The sequence below is a fragment of the Sphingobacterium thalpophilum genome, from assembly GCF_038396785.1.
GTDB lineage: Bacteria > Bacteroidota > Bacteroidia > Sphingobacteriales > Sphingobacteriaceae > Sphingobacterium > Sphingobacterium thalpophilum_A.
In genome coordinates this window covers 87,453-105,997 of record NZ_CP151087.1, presented here as the reverse complement: position 1 = coordinate 105,997, position 18,545 = coordinate 87,453, and the positions used below count along the sequence as shown (strand labels likewise).

The 18,545-nt window shown below is 40.1% G+C and carries 16 protein-coding genes; 8 read left to right on the top strand and 8 right to left on the bottom strand.

The genetic code is table 11. The features are described 5' to 3' along the window. Positions 1-19 precede the first annotated feature (19 nt). A complete protein-coding gene (locus AACH28_RS00440) occupies positions 20-505 on the bottom strand; it encodes an ester cyclase (RefSeq protein WP_341831910.1) in 486 nt (161 codons plus the stop codon). A 366-nt stretch (positions 506-871) separates the two neighbouring features. Between AACH28_RS00440 and AACH28_RS00435 the strand changes: the two genes are divergently transcribed. Genes AACH28_RS00435 through AACH28_RS00425 form a run of 3 tightly spaced genes read left to right on the top strand, consistent with a single transcriptional unit; the run spans position 872 to position 2,786 of the window. After that, positions 872-1,798 carry a ring-cleaving dioxygenase gene (locus tag AACH28_RS00435; protein WP_341831909.1) on the top strand — a complete coding sequence of 309 codons (927 nt, stop codon included), beginning with the start codon at positions 872-874 and terminating at the stop codon, positions 1,796-1,798. After that, the gene (locus tag AACH28_RS00430) at positions 1,780-2,136 is read left to right on the top strand and encodes a GNAT family N-acetyltransferase (RefSeq protein ID WP_336877058.1); all 357 of its coding nucleotides are present in this window, start codon (positions 1,780-1,782) and stop codon (positions 2,134-2,136) included. Before AACH28_RS00435 ends, AACH28_RS00430 begins: the two co-directional genes overlap by 19 nt. Before the next feature lie 23 nt (positions 2,137-2,159). Further along, complete coding sequence (locus AACH28_RS00425; RefSeq protein WP_341831908.1) at positions 2,160-2,786, top strand: dienelactone hydrolase family protein; 627 nt, start codon at positions 2,160-2,162, stop codon at positions 2,784-2,786. 73 nt (positions 2,787-2,859) lie between these two features. Here AACH28_RS00425 and AACH28_RS00420 read toward each other — a convergent pair whose 3' ends face one another. After that, complete coding sequence (locus AACH28_RS00420; protein ID WP_341831907.1) at positions 2,860-4,143, bottom strand: Gfo/Idh/MocA family oxidoreductase; 1,284 nt, start codon at positions 4,141-4,143, stop codon at positions 2,860-2,862. Positions 4,144-4,706: 563 nt separating this feature from the next. On the opposite strand from AACH28_RS00420, the gene AACH28_RS00415 reads away from it, so the two are divergent. Both AACH28_RS00415 and AACH28_RS00410 read left to right on the top strand, forming a co-directional pair. Beyond that, complete coding sequence (locus AACH28_RS00415) at positions 4,707-4,898, top strand: cold-shock protein (RefSeq protein WP_046672944.1); 192 nt, start codon at positions 4,707-4,709, stop codon at positions 4,896-4,898. A 187-nt stretch (positions 4,899-5,085) separates the two neighbouring features. After that, positions 5,086-6,210, top strand: coding sequence for a DEAD/DEAH box helicase (locus AACH28_RS00410; RefSeq protein ID WP_088162020.1), 1,125 nt, complete (start codon positions 5,086-5,088; stop codon positions 6,208-6,210). 50 nt (positions 6,211-6,260) lie between these two features. Here AACH28_RS00410 and AACH28_RS00405 read toward each other — a convergent pair whose 3' ends face one another. The 3 genes from AACH28_RS00405 to AACH28_RS00395 all read right to left on the bottom strand — a co-directional run bounded on the left by AACH28_RS00405 (position 6,261) and on the right by AACH28_RS00395 (position 10,157). Then, positions 6,261-8,528, bottom strand: a complete 2,268-nt coding sequence (locus tag AACH28_RS00405; RefSeq protein WP_341831906.1) for a cation:proton antiporter — start codon at positions 8,526-8,528, stop codon at positions 6,261-6,263. Between the two features lie 176 nt (positions 8,529-8,704). After that, positions 8,705-9,427: a response regulator gene (locus AACH28_RS00400; protein ID WP_341831905.1), complete on the bottom strand. Its 723-nt coding sequence runs from the start codon at positions 9,425-9,427 to the stop codon at positions 8,705-8,707. Further along, positions 9,417-10,157, bottom strand: coding sequence for a histidine kinase (locus AACH28_RS00395; RefSeq protein ID WP_341831904.1), 741 nt, complete (start codon positions 10,155-10,157; stop codon positions 9,417-9,419). Before AACH28_RS00395 ends, AACH28_RS00400 begins: the two co-directional genes overlap by 11 nt. A 304-nt stretch (positions 10,158-10,461) precedes the next feature. On the opposite strand from AACH28_RS00395, the gene AACH28_RS00390 reads away from it, so the two are divergent. Continuing rightward, the gene (locus tag AACH28_RS00390; protein ID WP_046672939.1) at positions 10,462-10,680 is read left to right on the top strand and encodes a hypothetical protein; all 219 of its coding nucleotides are present in this window, start codon (positions 10,462-10,464) and stop codon (positions 10,678-10,680) included. 123 nt (positions 10,681-10,803) lie between these two features. On the opposite strand, the gene AACH28_RS00385 is transcribed toward AACH28_RS00390, so the two are convergent. Beyond that, on the bottom strand, positions 10,804-11,982 hold the full coding sequence (locus AACH28_RS00385) for a thiolase family protein (protein ID WP_341831903.1): 1,179 nt from the start codon (positions 11,980-11,982) through the stop codon (positions 10,804-10,806). Between the two features lie 318 nt (positions 11,983-12,300). On the opposite strand from AACH28_RS00385, the gene AACH28_RS00380 reads away from it, so the two are divergent. After that, complete coding sequence (locus AACH28_RS00380) at positions 12,301-13,476, top strand: acyl-CoA dehydrogenase family protein (protein ID WP_204991081.1); 1,176 nt, start codon at positions 12,301-12,303, stop codon at positions 13,474-13,476. 28 nt (positions 13,477-13,504) lie between these two features. Beyond that, positions 13,505-15,616, top strand: coding sequence for a 3-hydroxyacyl-CoA dehydrogenase NAD-binding domain-containing protein (locus tag AACH28_RS00375; RefSeq protein ID WP_341831902.1), 2,112 nt, complete (start codon positions 13,505-13,507; stop codon positions 15,614-15,616). A gap of 201 nt (positions 15,617-15,817) precedes the next feature. Here the strand turns inward: AACH28_RS00375 and AACH28_RS00370 are convergent, their stop codons facing one another. After that, positions 15,818-17,269, bottom strand: coding sequence for a bifunctional 2-methylcitrate dehydratase/aconitate hydratase (locus AACH28_RS00370; RefSeq protein ID WP_341831901.1), 1,452 nt, complete (start codon positions 17,267-17,269; stop codon positions 15,818-15,820). A gap of 123 nt (positions 17,270-17,392) precedes the next feature. Next, positions 17,393-18,544: a 2-methylcitrate synthase gene (prpC, locus tag AACH28_RS00365; RefSeq protein WP_201667913.1), complete on the bottom strand. Its 1,152-nt coding sequence runs from the start codon at positions 18,542-18,544 to the stop codon at positions 17,393-17,395. Between the last annotated feature and the right edge of the window lies 1 nt (position 18,545).

Here is an 18,545-nt window from a genome sequence, read left to right as displayed (position 1 = left end):
ATGTAATTTTTTACTATCCTTAAAACATAGGATGTGCGTTTGCTTCATTTTTAGGCACATCTTGCTGTGCATCCCAATGCTCCACAATTTTACCTTTTTCTAGCCTGAAGATATCAATAGTCGATTTAAGACTACCATCTGGATTCTTATTCTTTAGGTGTATGAAGACCAAATCTCCATCCGAAGCAATGTGTTGCACATCAATCTTCGTTTTAGGCTGCCCTTCAAACCATTTCGCCGCAGCGAGCTTAAATGCTGCTGCTCCATCCGCAACAGAGGGATTATGTTGGATATATCCGGGAGAAATGTACTTATCAACTGCAGAAACATCCTTATCACCAAACATTTGCTGATAAAAATCTAAAACGATTCTTTTATTCTCTTTGTTTTCGTCAAGTTGTTTTTGTGCAGCCTCCTTTGATTCATTTGTCTGTGGCTGCTGACAGCCCAGCGTTAGCAATAAAACAGAGAAAGTCATGACCTTAACTATTGTTCTATTTTTCATCTTTTAATCTATTTTTAATTGAAGTCTTCGATTCCCACCTCATATTAGTACAATCCAATTTACCTAAATTATACCATATATAAGGCTTTTATCTGAGTTCATTTACACTATTAAATAGTGGCATGATAATTGGAATTGATGTTGTAGTATAATATTCAGAAATATACATTTCATAAATTTAGGTTAATAATTGGTTAGGTTAAACACCTGAAGTCCCCAACTTCAGGTGTTTTTTTATATATTTTCGAAAATCACTATTCCCTAAAAAACAAAAATGTCAATTATAGCTTTTATTAATCTAGTTCAATAAAATTCCCTGTTGGTCGGCGTAACTTTACATTAGTTAAGAAAATAAAATTATCAGATATGGAAAATAAAATATTAGGGTTACACCACATTACTGCGATAGCAGACAACGCAAAGCGAAATCTCGATTTTTACACGAAAGTACTGGGTGTACGCCTTGTCAAAAAAACAGTTAATTTCGACGACCCCGGCACATACCACTTCTACTTCGGCAATGAACAGGGCGAACCAGGAACGATCCTCACTTTTTTCCCATGGGAGGGTATCGGAAAAGGTACCGCAGGAGCAGGAATGGCGACTCATATTGGCTATGCCGTACCTCAAGGGAGTTTGGATTTTTGGAAAAATCGCTTAGTGGAACATCAGATTAGTTTACAGGAAAGTGAAATTTTTGGAGAGAAGCTAATTTCATTTAATGATCCCGATGGATTGCAGCTTCAGTTTATTGAAACAAAAGATGATAGAAAAGCATGGACAACGACTGACATCAATAGCGAACATGCACTAAAAGGCTTCCATAATATCACGCTTTCTTTAAAAGAAGCAGATCCGACGCTAAAAGTATTGACCGATATTTTGGGTTATTCGCTCCAACAACAGCATGATAATCGTTATAGGTTAACAACGGATAGCATTGATACGGCTAACATTGTTGACATAATAGCGGATAAAAATCTGCCATACGGCAAAAATGCAGCCGGTACAAATCATCATGTCGCATTTCGGGTAAAGGACGACAATGTTTTGATGGAGTATCGTGAAAAGGTACTTTCAGCAGGGTTAGATATCACACCAAAAATAGATCGAGATTACTTTTTCTCACTCTATTTTCGTGAACCTGGTGGTGTCTTATTTGAAATCGCCACGGACAATCCCGGATTTACGGTAGACGAACCGCTATCCAGCTTAGGATCTGCACTCAAATTGCCAAAGCAATATGAAAGCTACCGTTCGCAGATTGAACAGACATTGCCAAAAATCGATTAATTAAAATATATAAACATCATTATACAAACGAGGAAGTTATGGAAAGAACTGAAATTGTATTAGACAAAAATCAACGTGGAGAGCTTCAATTATTCTCCGATGAACGCAAAGCAGGTTTAATGAGTATCGCTATCATTGACGGTAATCTCGTTGTTTACCATACAGAGGTGGACGAAGCCTATGAGGGAAGAGGATTTGCAAAAATACTGCTCGAGAAATTAGTAGCTCATGCGCGCGAAAACAACATGAAAATTGTTCCATTATGTCCTTATGTAAATGCGCAGTTTCATCGTCATCCAGAACTATATCAAGACGTTTGGTTTAAAAAAACGGTATAAACTACCCTACATGAAAGGATAAAATGAGTCATTCAATAAATATTAAAACAGCTGGTAAAAATTTAGAACAGGCAGAAAAAGCCATTGTGATGATCCATGGTCGTGGGGGGAGTGCAGAAGACATCCTTGGCATGTCATCCTATCTTCATGTCGATAATTTTGCACTACTTGAACCGCAGGCAGAAAATCACACTTGGTATCCCTATTCTTTTATTGCTCCCGTACAAGAGAACGAACCCTGGTTGAGTTCCGCAATTGATCTGATCGATCATACGGTTAAACTAGCTTTAAAGAGTGGGATACTCGCCGAAAACATCTATTTTTTTGGATTTTCTCAGGGTGCCTGTTTAACACTAGAATACCTTGCACGGCATGCGCAGCGCTATGGTGGGGCTATAGCAATTATAGGCGGGGTAATCGGTGAAGAAATTAACAGGGATAATTACACGGGGGACTTTGCACAAACGCCTATTTTTATTGGCACGAGCGATCCCGATTTCCATGTTCCTCTTGAGCGGGTTGAAGCTACGGTATCCATCTTAGCACAAATGAATGCCAATGTAAAGCTCATGGTATATCAAGACGCGGGACACACCATCAATCGCGAAGAGATCAATCTCGCAAACGAATTCGTTCTTCAAGGAATATAGAAATAATCCATTGGTAAACAGTGATCCATTGGTTGTTGATTATAATGATTAATCAACAACCAATTTTAAGGCATTATACTTTTGGGTATTTATAGCCGTTATGATAAACCGAAGCTAAGTATTTATTTGCTTTCTGATCGGTGAAATGCTGTTTATCTTTATCCCAGTAGAGTTTTTGTCCGGTCCTGAATGCAATATTTCCGAGCTGGGAAAAGATGGCAATATGCGCCCCCACTTCAATTGGTGCATGCAGTACTTCTGGATTACGTTGGCGAATTGCTGCTACAAAATTTTCCATATGTTTGTCCAGTCCATTATCTAAAGAAGGTTGGATAGTGACCGCTTCCATCCTCCCTTTTTCTGGAATAACCTCCCAGCCCGACCTGTTCAAGACCAGCGTACCATTGTTACCAATAAATGCGACACCGTGATTGCGGTTATAAGGACCGAGATCGATCCCCTTGGCATGTTCCCATTGGATATTGAAGCCATCAAACTCATACACAGCAGTCATCGTATCAGGCGTTTGGCCTGCATCGTCCGGGAATGCAAACTTACCTCCAGAGGCCATAATGGATTTTGGATCGGAAACCTTCATCCCAAGTAACGCATAATCCAACATATGCACGCCCCAATCTGTCATCAAACCTCCGGCATAGTCCCAAAACCATCGAAAATTAAAATGGAATCGATTCGAATTAAATGGTCTTTTTTGTGCCGGACCTAGCCATTCCGTATAATGTACACCTGCGGGAACCGGTTCATCGGGCACGATGGGAATAGCACTTTTCCACCCTTGATAAGACCAAGCTTTTACCAATCTTATTTTGCCCAATTTACCGGAATGAACAAAATCAATGGCGTCCTTAAAATGTTGCTGACTTCTTTGCCATTGCCCGACTTGAACAATAGCATTATTCTTTTTTGCTGCCTGAACCATTAATTGACATTCAACAATGGAGTTACCAATGGGCTTTTCGACATATACATGCTTTCCAGCATTTACGGCATCTACCATTTGCAGGCAATGCCAATGATCGGGTGTGGCAATGATGACCGCGTCTACAATCGAGCTATTGAGCATCTTCTTATAATCTACAAACGTTTCGACCTGTATATTTCTTTTTTGAAGTTCTTCAGCTCTCTTTTTAAGAATATTTTCATCCACATCACAAAGAGCAGTACACACCAAGCCATCATTCTTTAACAATGCATTCAAATCAGACCAGCCCATACCATTTACACCAATTAATCCAACCCGGATGGATCGATCTAAAAAGTTTGAACCTTTAGCATTTAAGAAAAATGACGATGCAGCTAAAACAGTGGACGTTTTGATAAAATCTTTTCTATTCATTGGATATTGGTTTAAGTTTTGTTTTTACTGGATATCATCTAAATTGTCAAAACGAACAGAATACATATGCTTAGATGAATGCCCTAAATAAGAATGCTTTCTTTATTATTAAAAACAAATTGCTTCGATGAAAATACAAAAATGAATCTAGGTGCTCGCAAAAAGCATTGTAAAATATATATAGACAAACCTAGCGTACCCCTATCAAAAAATGGTCGAGTTAGAATCACTCGACCATACATCTACCTATGAAAAACATGCCCTTGGGAGGGGCGGTTGAAGTTACTACTAATTTCACTAAGAACAAACATTCAGAAAAAATATTTATCTAAATAATTAATAATACCATTAACAACAGCATCATGAGTTGACCATGTTACATTGGTTGGCGAGATCGTGTTTTATTATACATTTTTGTTCGATAAATTCCTCCTTCTAACGCTGTTTCAATCAACATCTCGTTCAAAAAAACGCTCAGTTACACAACCCATTTTATAATTCATTAAAAAAAATAAAAGATTAATCATTTATTATGCCTACCTTGCCGCACTTAATTAAAAATAATGAATACAGGTAAAATTAAATTTTTCAATGAAACTAAAGGTTTTGGTTTTATTACACCAGAGGATGGTAGTGCAGATGTTTTCGTACACGTTTCTGCGCTTAAAAACCAAGTATCTGAAGGCGACGTTGTTACTTATGATGTAGAAAGAACTCCAAAGGGGATCAGCGCTACAAATGTAAAATTGGCGTAATCCAAAAAATACACTTTCTTGTTAATGGGGTAATTCTTAATGACTTATCCCATTTCTTTTTCCTATTCTTCCTTTACAATTTTTTAGCAATCTTTTACTTTTCCGTTGAAGACTTTTAGTTTTCAAATAAAAAGCATAAAAAGGATTCTCAAAGGTTTTATTTAAGACAAATTCGAACATACTATTTATGGAATTTAAACAACTCAGTTTAATCGCTCCGCTTTTAAAAGCAATAACAGAAACAGGCTATACACACCCTACTGCAATTCAACAAAAAGCCATTCCAATTGTATTGCAAGGAAACGATCTTATTGGCTGTGCACAAACGGGAACCGGTAAAACGGCCGCTTTTGCACTTCCGCTTTTACAACGTCTTGAAGAAACTAAGACATCAGGTAAACTCGTTCCCATTAGAGCTTTGATTCTTACACCAACACGTGAACTAGCCATTCAAATTGGAGACAATATCAACTTATACCGAAAATATCTAAAACTAAACTATTGCACTATTTTTGGTGGAGTAAGCCAAGAAAAGCAAGTTAAAGAAATTAAAAAAGGTATTGATATTCTTGTTGCTACCCCAGGCCGCTTACTGGATTTAATGAATCAAAAGATAGTTTCTCTAGATAAAATCGAGATCTTGATATTAGACGAGGCGGACAACATGCTGGACATGGGCTTTATTCATGACATCAAGAAGATCCTCGCCAAGGTTCCTTCAAAGCGACAAACATTGTTTTTCTCGGCGACAATGCCTCCTAATATCCGTAAATTCGCGCATGGCATATTACACAAGCCTATTGAAGTTGACGTCACCCCGGTAAGCTCAACAGCCGAGAAAGTAAATCAATCTGTATTTTTTGTTGAAAAGAAGGAGAAGATCAAATTATTGACGAGCATATTAAAAAAGCTGAAGCATGAGCGCACCATTGTATTCTCCCGAACAAAACACGGAGCGGATAAAATCGTCAAGTTGCTTGCGAAAAATGGCTTAAGAGCAGCGGCCATTCACGGAAATAAATCGCAAAATGCAAGACAAAAAGCTTTAGGTGAATTTAAGGACAGTCATCTTAAAATTTTGATCGCTACCGATATTGCAGCAAGAGGAATCGATATCGAACAACTACCGCTTGTGATTAATTATGATCTCCCAAATGTACCGGAAACCTATGTTCATCGCATTGGTAGAACAGGAAGAGCTGGTCAGGAAGGAAAAGCCATCTCTTTTTGCGATGTAGAAGAAAGACCGTATTTGGCTGATATCGAAAAATTGATCGGACTAAAAATCAAGATAGAAAAGATCAATAAATAGATCTTGATAACACCTTAAGTAAAAGCCCCTAGGGGCTTTTTACGTTTTATTTATGGTTTGCGATCCGCCATCAACAGTGTGGATGGCGTAAAAGGAAGCCAATGTACTTTTTTATTGACAATTTTGTTCCAGCTGGGCAGGCTGATCAACATTAAGTCATGGTCCCGCCAGGTATCACTGTTTAACTCTTTTTCCGTTATTGTGAGATGGTTGGGAACAAGTTGTTCCAATTGCCTCAATTTCTCCTTGAAGCTTTCATTGGTTTTCAGCACTTGATTCAGATCCCATACGATGATCTGAGCATCCGAATGCTGAATAAGGCGCTGTATGATTTCACATAGAAATTCATCATTTTTCAAAACAACAGGAACGATCACTCGCTTCGCCTTCACAAAGTCTTTATCAATTAAAATGCCTACCATTGCATTCACTTTGGCGTTGATCTGCTGATTTCTATCAAATGTCGTAAAGGGAGACTCGGCATTTGTAACCGTATGGAATAACTTTTCAGGATTTACAATCCGCGTAGTAAAATCTAAAAATCGCCCCAATAAACTCCCCTCATAGATGGATTCGCTGACACCCAAAAGTAATAAATCCTGATCGCGTTCATTGGAAGTTTGAACAATCTCACTATCGATATCACTAGAAATTTTAAATACTGTCTGAATAGGCTGTTCGAGTTGCTGAGCGACCTGCTTGATTTCACGAAAACTATCCAGTTCCTGGGTTTCCACCTCATAATGATGTAATTCGTTTGAAGGTTCAATATGTAATGCAGTAATTTCAGCATTCTTTTTCGATTTCAACGTTAAAGCATCAGCTAGATACAGTAGCGAAATCCCAGTATTACTTTTCGCAAAAGACAATAGAATCTTAAATTTCGATTTATCCTGGATATCTTCCTGCAATAAACTCTTCTTTGGTCGATAGAGAAAATTGATAAGATCTAAGGATGGCCCTGTCATAAAGGTGGTCACTAAGGCCATAACGACCATCATCGAAAATAATTCAGCACTTAAAACGCCAAGATCGTATCCAATATTGAGGACGATAAGTTCCATCAAACCCCGCGTATTCATTAACGCGCCGATATTCAAACTATCTTTCCAGCTTTGACCGACAAAACGCGCCGCCAACGTACTACCTGCAAATTTCCCAATAACCGCGACCAAAATAATACCAATGGTAATCATCCATAACTGAGGATCATTAAGTAGACCGATCTGCGTACGCAGTCCAGTATAGACAAAAAATAAAGGCAACAATAACAAAGTAGAGACATCTTCGATTTTTTCGATGAATGCTGTTCGGAATCGACTTCCTTCGGGCATGATTGCTCCCGCCATAAATGCACCAAAAAGTGCATGGATACCGATTACTTCGGTTGCATAAGCAGACAATAACAGCACAATAAAGAAAATAGCAACAACAGGTTTACTCAAAGCTTCCTTACTACCTTTCACCTCTCCTACGCGCATCAAAAATGGGCGCACGATCTTAATCATAATGAGCACATAAGCAACAGCAAGCCCTATTGTATACAACGCACTAGCGAAATCACCGGCTTTGACGATTGCAATTACGACAGCGAGTATACACCAAGCCGTAATGTCGTCTGCAGCCGCGCAGGTAATCGCCATTGCACCTAGCTTACTTTTTTGCAATCCTCTTTCTTGTATAATTCTGGCAAGGACAGGAAATGCTGTGATACTCATGGAAATACCAATAAACAAGCTATAGGATAGAAACTCTACATTTGTAGGTGGATGGAATAGGTATAAAAAATAAGCCAATGAAATTCCCAACGTAAATGGGATCACAATGCTTGCATGAGAAATGACAACAGCATCATGCGCTTTATTTCGCAGCACATTCAGATCCAGCTCCATTCCAATGATAAACATAAATAAGATTAGCCCAATTTGACTCAAAAACTGCAAATTACTGAGCGATTCTACAGGAAAAAGTGTATGCGAAAATTCAGGAAAATAGAGCCCCAGCAATGATGGTCCCAATATGATACCTGCGAGCATCTCTCCGATTACCACAGGCTGCTTAATCTTAATGCAAATCCAGCCCATAATACGTGCCGCGATAATGATCGTCACGATTTGAGCCAATAATATCGCTAGCGGATGCTGCAGACTATTGAATAAAGTTGATGTAAAATCCTTCCAGGCACCTTGACTTGTTTTCTCCCCACGCAGTAGCTCTGGAGCCTCTAGCTGTGCCCCCAAATGAATCATCCAATACATCACCCCAAGTAATGTACCAACTAAAACTACATAGAAAATTGTATTCCTATATTTCCTCATCTTCAATAGCAATTAAAATAAATATAATGACAATAGCATACTAAGTCCCAACCAATATTCTCTAAACAAGGAGGGATAAAATACAGTCTCAACAAAAATATAATTCTGTAAGAGTTTTAGTGCTTTTCAGCTGCTAGGTGGAAGGAAATATGTAATGAAACAAAAAAAAAATGTAATCAACTGAATTTCTCGAAAAACATTTTCTTGTACGATTCCCCCAAATTAAACAAAAGAGGCATATCTTGTTCGTCAAACAAGTTGCTTGTTATTTGATCAGCGGAGAAAAATTTAACGATCTTGGTTGCAATGATCTCTTTTTTATTGATGCGTATAAAGTCATGTTCAGGCAAAATCTCCATCAACTTATCGAAGCTTATATTTTTCAACAAAATGAACGAACCATCAGCCAAATAAACTGTTTTATCACGGCTGTCTACTTCAGCTATTTGAACATAGTTAATCTGATCGAAATACAATACCGTTTTTCCTTTATTCGTATTAAACTGTGCAAACGAGACAATTTCAGCTTTATTATTGATTATTTGTCCTACTTTCATAATGGCCTGCTGAAGACGTTGCAGAGATATTGGTTTACGCATGTAATCTACAGCATTAATATCAAAAGCATCGCTCGCATATTGTTTATATGCGGTAGAAAACACAATCGGAAAACCCTTGAGTTCTCTGGCTACATCAAATCCATTAAATTCCGGCATTTCAATATCCAGAATACAAAAATCAAAACTTAGTGAACGGTATTCTCTCAACAATGTTGCTGGTTCATTAAAGGTTTTCACCACCTCTACCCCTGGAATTTGCTCACAGAGCATTTTCAAGAACCTCAAGCTTGGTATTTCATCATCCAGAAGAACACATTTCAAACTTCTTTCAATCCGCATACAATCTGATTTGAAGGTGGGCACTATATACATCATTCTCTACAAACCTGCGCAGGTGATGTCTACCTGGATAGTACAACATGAGCCGTTCTTCCAACGTTTTGCTGCCTATTCCACTTTTGGCCTTTTGTAGGGGCGAACGTTTTGAAATTCGATTGCTCACAATGAGCTCCAGCAAACCATTCTTAAAGGTCAGCATGATAGAAATAAAAGAATCAGGTCCATGGAAATCTGCATTTTTAAATGCGTTTTCAATTAAATCCACAGAAATCAAAGGAACCAATGAAGGTGTATTCAACAAGGAACTATTTAGTTCATCAATATCAAACTTAACGCGTATATCAAATAAGGGACTCAGTTTTACCCTATTAATCTCAATGAGATTACGCGCAAAATCAATCTCTGCTTTAGGTGAAACGAGTTCATCTTCACTTTCATACAAAACGTAGTCCAATACCATGGCCAACTTGTCCATGGTATAATAGGTCTGATAGGCATGTGAAAGTATTCCGTTCAATGAATTTTTAAGCAAGTGGGGATTTAATTGGGCCCGATGGAAATCGTCAATCTTCTGATTGTCCATACGATTAAAAAGCTCCTTTTGTCGTTTATTTTCTACCTCAAGTTTCCTATATTTTTGTCTTAACAAGAGGTACAAACCCGATATTAAAGCAACAATTGCCAGCAATAACAGGATGATTATATTCGAGGTCTCAGTCGTCATGTTCATTTCAAACTTACTTAAAATTTCTATACCAATGAAAACGTCGTATTAGAAAATCCGAAATCCACATATAGACTTGTTCGATTACAATAAAATAAAATCCGGTGTTTTAAAGGCAATCTAACGACTATAAAATTTCCATATATTTATTACAAAAATTAACAGTTTCATTACAATTTAGTCATTTCAAAGCATTAATTTAAGATTATTATCCTTATATTGAGACTATTGTAATTAGCCGATCAAATGATTGTCTACGCTATTTTGGTTAAACCCGCCTGATTTTTAATCAGGCCTAATATGAAACACTATGGAAAAGCTCATTTTCGAAACTAATGCACAACATCCCAGTCTTGTAGACAAAATCAAACAAGCTGTTGAAAAACTGAATGGCATCCACGAATGGAAGATCGACTTGGATTCTATTTATAATCTGTTAACCATAGAAGGCATTCGACTCAACCCAACGGAAATCGAATCAGAACTGGCGCTCCATGGAGTCGAGGCAAGCCGTCTATATGAGGAGTAGAAGTACGACCCTGTATAGCAAATAAAATAAGTTTCCAGGAAGCTATGTGGTTAAAAACACCCGAATTCAATAAGCGTGAGCTTCTTCCAGATAAAATTAAAGCAATCTTATCTGGAAGAAGCATCAAATCTTTTTAATAATCATTGCAGAGGCACCACCGCCACCATTACATATCGCAGCCAGTCCTAATGATCCCCCTTCCTGTCTTAAGATACTACTAAGTGTTACCACAATTCTAGCTCCCGAACTTCCCAATGGATGCCCTAAAGATACCGCCCCCCCATAAACGTTTACTTTGTTCAAGGGTAAGCCTAAAATTTGTGCATTTGCCAAAGCGACAACAGAAAAGGCTTCATTAAATTCGAAATAATCAATATCATCAATGGTAAGGCCTGCTTTTTTTAATACTTTATTTGTGGCAATACTAGGCGTTGTCGTAAACCATTCTGGCACTTGTTCAGCATCAGCATAAGCAATAATCTCGGCTAAGGGGACAAGTCCCAGTTCTTCCAATTTTTCACCAGACATGAGCAGTACCGCAGCAGCTCCATCACTTATCGTCGATGCGTTCGCTGCAGTTACAGTCCCCTCTTTTTTGAAAGCGGGTTTAAGCTCAGGTATCTTGTCAAAATTAACCTGAGAAAACTCTTCATCCCGCGAAACAAGCACCTCTCCTTTTCGACTCTGTACCGTTATAGGTTGGACTTCGCTCAAAAACTTATTTTTTTGCCAAGCATCGAGACTTCTTTTATAGGAACTTATTGCATAATTATCCTGTTCTTCACGACCAATATGATATTTTTCGGCGCATAGTTCCGCGAAGACTCCCATGGCATCATTTGAATAAGCATCACTCAAGCCATCGCGTTGCAAGCCATCACTCAGGCTTTGAGCACCAAACTTAGCACCCCAGCGCATAGCATCTGCATAGTAAGGTACCCTGCTCATGCTTTCCATCCCCCCTGCAATCACAACATCCGCATCTCCCAATAGAATACTCTGCGCAGCAACCGCTATGGCTTTCATGCCACTTGCACATACCTTATTGATGGTTGTTGCAGTTGTATGATCTGATAAACCGGCGAAACGAGCAACCTGTCGAGCCGGTGCTTGTCCTAAATCAGCTTGCAAAACAGCCCCCATAATAATCTCGTCGACTAAATCACTGGCAATTCCAGCTTCATCAACAACCGCTCGGACAACCCGGGCTGCGAGCTTCGTGGCTGAAATTGACGATAGCGCTCCACCAAAGCTTCCAATTGGTGTACGTTTCGCTGCAACGATAAATACGCTTTTTGACATGATATAAAAATTTATAATTGTTTTGCTAAAATTAGGAGGCCTATCCTAAGCGTATCCGCAACAGCCCTTCCTCATCTTAAAGATAAAAAATATAACAGATACCCCACAACAAGTCGGTTTTATTTTTTTTATAAAAACAGAATAAATAGAAAAAAAACAACCCAAAAACTTCCCTACTTAAACTATTAAACGAAAAATAAAGAATAAAAATTTGCAAAAAGCCAAGCCTTTTCGTTAAATTCGTTTAGATAACATCCTAATGGACGGGCATTCAAGAGGCCCCCTTACATAAGATAACCAGAAGCAAGATAAACGATTATGCAGACAATCCGGTTTACAGCTGAACATCAGATTTTTCGCGATACACTTCGCGCATTTATTCGAAAAGAGATTACACCTTACATCGATGATTGGGAAAAACAGGGGGAGATCGACCGGAAAGTGTGGAAGAAAATGGGTGATATGGGATTTATGGGTCTCAATTATCCAGAAGTGTATGGCGGACTAGAACTCGATTTTTATTATTCCTTGATACTCTGCGAAGAATTATCGTATTGTTTTTCTGGCGGATTTACCATTTCCGCGCTTGTCATTCAGTTTATGTCGGCTCCATACCTACTGAAATATGGATCAGAAGATCTGAAAGCACGCTATCTTAAACCGGTTATTGCTGGTGATATGATCAGCGCTGTTGCTATTACTGAACCTGGGGCTGGTTCTGACGTAAAGCAGATCAAAACAACAGCTGTCCGCGACGGAGATTTTTATATTGTCAACGGATCTAAAACATTTATTACCAACGGTTACTACGGTGATTTTTTCATTACAGCAGTCAAAACGGCTCCTGACCAAGGAACAAAAGGAATAAGCTTGTTAATTATTGACAGAAATGCAAGCGGAGTCTCTTCAAACAAAATCAATAAATTAGGTTGGCACGCCTCGGACACTGCCGAACTAGGTTTTAATAATGTGCGAGTCCCTATTTCTCACCTTGTTGGCATTGCCGGAGAAGGATTTCGCTATTTAATGGATGGACTTCAGTTGGAAAGGCTTACCGCAGCTGTTCATAGTCTCGCTACCGCAGAATCCGCATTTCAGTATACGCTTGATTATATCGCACAACGCGAAGCCTTTGGAAAAAAGATCCAGGAATTTCAAACCATACGGCACCGGATCGCACAAATGGCAGCCAATATTGCTACCACGAAAGCCTTTGTCTACCATTGTTGTGATCTCCAAGACCAAAACGAATATGCAGTCCAAGAATGTTCCATAGCGAAGCTACAAGCAAGTGAGCTCGCCGTCAATGTCGTAAACCAATGTCTCCAATTATTTGGCGGTTATGGCTTTACAGAAGATTATAAAATCGCACGTTTATATCGCGATGTCCGTGTCGGCACCATTATCGGAGGAACCTCAGAAATCATGCTCGAAATTATCGCGAAAATGACAATAGATCATGTGACTTATCAATCCGGAAAGTCCAAACAATAGAAAGCTTTTAAAAATCAGGACCAATACAATGGATGAAAATAAATCTTATAGGACACACCCTCTCTTTCGTGTAGAACAGGATAATCATCATATCATTACAATCCAACCTCTATCGGCAGCAGCTCCAGAGCAGTTGGATATGATAGGCTATCTCACACAATTTGTCGATTTGGTTACGTTCATTCTCGAACGGGAAGATACGGTAGGCGTCGTATACACTTGCCCGATTCAAGACGAAAAAATTGAGTATGCGCAATTATTTAGGCAGTTTTCTTCGAGCCGCTCGAGCCCTTCGGACTTATTCGAGCTTACATCAAAAGTTTTGCGTTGGGAAACGTTTAAAAAGCCAATTGTCTCTCTTTTCACTAACAATTGTACTGCGATTGCCCTAGCGACTATGCTATGGTCTAATTATCGTATCGCCTCCGAAAAACTTCAGTTTGGCTTTCCGGAAAGTAGGTATGGTTTGTTTACGGCTTTTGGTGCAACGATCTATTTGCCAGCATTGATAGGTACTGAAAATGCCCTAAGTCTGCTGACACAAAACAAACCTGTGAGCAGTAAAGAAGCACATCAACTTGGGTTAATCAATGAATTGGCGCAGAAGCCGGACGATTGCCTATCTTTAGCAAAAAACTGGATTCTTCATCCTCCCAGCATTGATGCCAACCAGCACACAAAACAAATGGACGAACTGGGGCCTGAAGCAATTCTCGCTATCCAAAAAAAAGCACGCGGCTTATACCCCGGTACAAATGCAGTTATTGAATTATTACAAAAAAAACAATTATCTACACCGTTTGAGGCCGCCGAGCAGGAAGCAAACTTGTACCTGCACGTATTAAAACGTCCCGAGCCACTCAGCATGGTCCGTACACTTCATTATGGTGTCCAATTGGCGAAATCACCCAAAAGTATAAGCCATTTTGAGGATTATAGCCTAAAAAAAATAGGCATTCTGGGTGCCGGAATGATGGGTTCGGGGATTGCTTATGAGGCGGCCCGGGCGGGAATAGAAGTTGCTTTAAAAGACGTTACAATTTCCCAAGCCCAACGCGGCAAAGCTTATGCTAAGCAGGTTTGTGAAAAATCACTGGCTTTAGGGGCCATGACCGCATCCCAAGGGGAGCAATTGCTTGCACGCATAAAACCAACGGAACAAGTCAGTGATCTGAATGGATCTGACTGTATTATTGAAGCTGTATTTGAAGATTTCCACCTAAAAGCTAATGTCACACAAGAAAGCTTACCCTATTTAAGTGAAAATGGGTTCTTCGCGACAAATACGACATCATTGCCCATTACGGAGCTTGCGAAAGCAAGCACCGAACCTAAGAGTTTTATCGGCATGCATTTCTTTTCTCCTGTTGACCGCATGCCCCTTGTCGAAATCATCTGTGGTAAACTAACCGCGCAAAAAACGTTGGAGAAAGCACTCGCCACAGCTTTACGCCTCAATAAAATTCCGATAGTCGTACAAGACGCTCCAGGTTTTTTCACCTCGCGTATTTTCTTCAACTATTTACTGGAGGGTATTACAATGGTATTGGAAGGAATCTCTCCAACTCTTATTGAAGAGGAAGCGATAGCTGCAGGTTTTGCCGTAGGTCCCTTAGCGGTATTAGACGAAATCTCCTTGGAGCTAATGCTCCATGTATATGATCAACTTCCACAACTACATGCCAGCCAAAAGCGCGCATACAATTACCTCAAAGGTATGGTGGATCAAGGAAGAAAAGGAAAAAAATCAGGCGCCGGATTCTACGATTATGACACTGAAACCAAAAAGAAGAAAATTTGGAAAAACCCTATAATTGCATCTGTAAAGGAAAATATAACGGCTACAATTATCCGTAAGCGTTTATTGCATGTTATGGCATTGGATAGTTACCGATGCCTCGCAGAAGGTGTACTTCATCAACCCATCGATGGCGATATTGGTTCCATCTTAGGGGTTGGTTATGCAAGCCATACAGGGGGGGTATTCGGTCACATCGATCTCACAACACTTCCTCTATTCGTTTCGGAATGTCAACTATTTCAGCCCTACGGTGAACAATGGGATATTCCAGCATCTTTAAGAGAGCTGGCAGATAAAGATTTCAGATTTTATAATGGTTTCGACTCAAACTGGTCTTAAAACCGACCTGTGCTCAACTGAAGAAGTTGTCTAGCACCTATTAAATGCTACCCTAACAGATAACCATTAAAGGGTTAAAAAACTACCAAACAAAGGATTACATCTTTAAAACTAAATATTCTATATAATTGCGTAATGATGTTATAAAGTACTAAACAAAAGCTAGGGCGACAAATAGGCTGAGTCGCCCTAGCTATATCATTAGCGCACAAACAAATCCATGAGACGCGAAACATCCTGTTCGAGGAAAGTATCGTAGTCCAAGGTAGCTGCAAGTATTTCCTTTTGCTGTTTTTCAGAAAATACCCGAGCAAGATTTGTTTTGTATTTTTCAATTAACTTAGGTATTCCTTCTGCCCTCCTTCTTGGATGACCTATTGGGTATTCGACAACTACCTCAGGCAATAAGGTCCCATCAGTCAATTCAATGGTCAAAGCATTTGATATCGCCCGCTTTTGTGGATCGTGATAATCAGCGGTGAATTGAGCATCTTCCACGCAGGAGATCTTATCGCGCAGTATATCAATTCTTGGATCCGAAGCGATATGATTTTCATAGTCATCAGCCGTCAAACGTCCAAAGATTAGAGGCACAGCAACCATATATTGGATACAATGATCGCGGTCGGCAGGATTATGCAAAGGCCCCTTTTTATCAATAATCCGGATAGCAGCTTCATGTGTACGAATGGTTACACGGGCGATATCTGAACTGCTTTTTCCAAATTCTTTCAGTTGTTGATTGAGCTGCATTGCCGCTTCGGCAGCTGTCTGTGCATGGAATTCTGCGGGAAATGAAATTTTGAAGAGAATATTTTCCATCACATAAGATCCATATCTCCGCTGAAACTTAAATGGATTCCCCTTAAAAGACACATCATAAAATCCCCATATTGGTGCTGTCAAAACAGATGGATAGCCCATTTCTCCAGTTTTTGCGATCAAGGCCAATCGGACAGCACGCGAAGTTGCATCGCCGGCTGCCCATGATTTTCGGCTACCAGTATTTGGCGCATGCCGATAAGTCCGTAAGGCTTGTCCATCAACAAAAGCCAAAGAAACCGCGTTGAGCAGCTCTTCTCTTGTGAGGCCAATGAGCCTACCTACGACCGCTGTTGAAGCTACCTTCACCAAAATAACATGGTCTAGCCCCACTTTATTAAACGAGTTTTCAAGTGCTAAGACACCTTGTATCTCATGGGCCATAATCATTGCCTCAAGAACCGTCCTAGCTTTCAGCGGTTTTTGCCCGTTCGCAATATTCGTTCGGCTCAACCAATCTGCCACTGCTAAAATTCCCCCTAGATTATCGGATGGATGTCCCCATTCTGCTGCCAGCCAGGTATCATTAAAATCCAACCATCGAACAATCGTGCCGATATTGAATGCTGCCTGAACGGGATCCAATTGAAAATCTGTACCCGGCACCCGAGCACCGTTCGGCACAATGGTCCCGGCCACAACTGGCCCCAACAATTTGGTGCAGGCAGGATAGGTCAATGCTTCCAAGCCGCAGCCAATGGTGTCAAGAAAACAGTAAAAGGCCGTATTCCAAGCGACTTTTTCCTCAATTTTATAATTTAGGACATAGTCCACAATGTCCACTAAAACCTGATCTGGTTGTGGTCTTTCATTTGATATTGCTGAACTCATTCGTGTATTTCGTATAAGACTCTCGTTCTATTTATTAATATAATTCGTTTTTTCCTGCGCTAAATTCTTCCTCAGAGCCCCCTGTTCAAAAAGCACCTTTTAACGCCTTTTCCCGACCCGAATTTACCGTTCGGAAAGCGGTACAAACGGTCTGTCATCGGGACCAACATAGTTTGCACTCGGCCGGATAATTTTTCCATCTTGACGCTGTTCGAAAACATGCGCTGACCAGCCAGTAATACGCGAGAGAACAAATAATGGCGTAAACATCTCCGTTGGAATGCCCATAATATGATAGGACACCGCAGAATACCAGTCCAGGTTCGGAAACATTTTCTTTTCTTCCCACATGACTTTTTCTAACCGCTCAGCGATCAGGTAGAGCGTCATGTCGCCCGCTTCTTCCGACAGCTCTTTTGCCACTTGTTTTATCACTTGATTTCTTGGATCCGAGATTGTGTATACAGGATGGCCAAAACCAATAATGACTTCTTTGTTTGCCAATCGCTTCCGGATATCCGCTTCCGCCTCATCAGCATTTGCATAACGACTCTGAATTTCGAAAGCGACCTCATTAGCTCCGCCATGCTTAGGTCCACGTAGCGCACCTATTGCGCCAGCGATGCAGGAATACATATCTGATCCTGTACCGGCAATTACCCGAGCTGTAAATGTAGATGCATTAAACTCATGTTCGGCATATAAATTGAGTGAAATCTGCATCGCTCTTACCCAAGAAGACGACGGCGATTTTCCGTGTAGCAGATGCAAAAAATGCCCGCCCAACGTTGCATCTGATGTCTCTACCTGCACCTCACGTCCATGCTGACTAAAATGATACCAGTACAAGAGTGCTGAGGCCATCGAAGCCATCAGGCGAGTTGCAATGTCACGGGCACCAGCAATGGGATGACTGTCTTTCTCGGGCGAAACACTGCCGAAAAAAGAAACATAAGTCCGTAAAACATCCATGGCATGTGCCGTCGATGGCAACTGCTTGAGGACCTGTTGAACAGTAATAGGCAGACCACGTTGACTGATCAGCTGACTTTGATAAGTGACGAGCTGGGCCTGTGTTGGTAGACTTCCATAAATAAGTAAATAAGCGACCTCTTCAAAACTTGCCTGATGCGCCAGATCTAAAATATCATAACCCCTATAATGCAGATCATTACCACTTTTTCCGACAGTGCTCAAAGCCGTATTACCAGCTGCTACACCAGAGAGTGCTACACTTTTTTTGGGCTTAAAACCTGTGCTGTTTGTCTCTTCCATC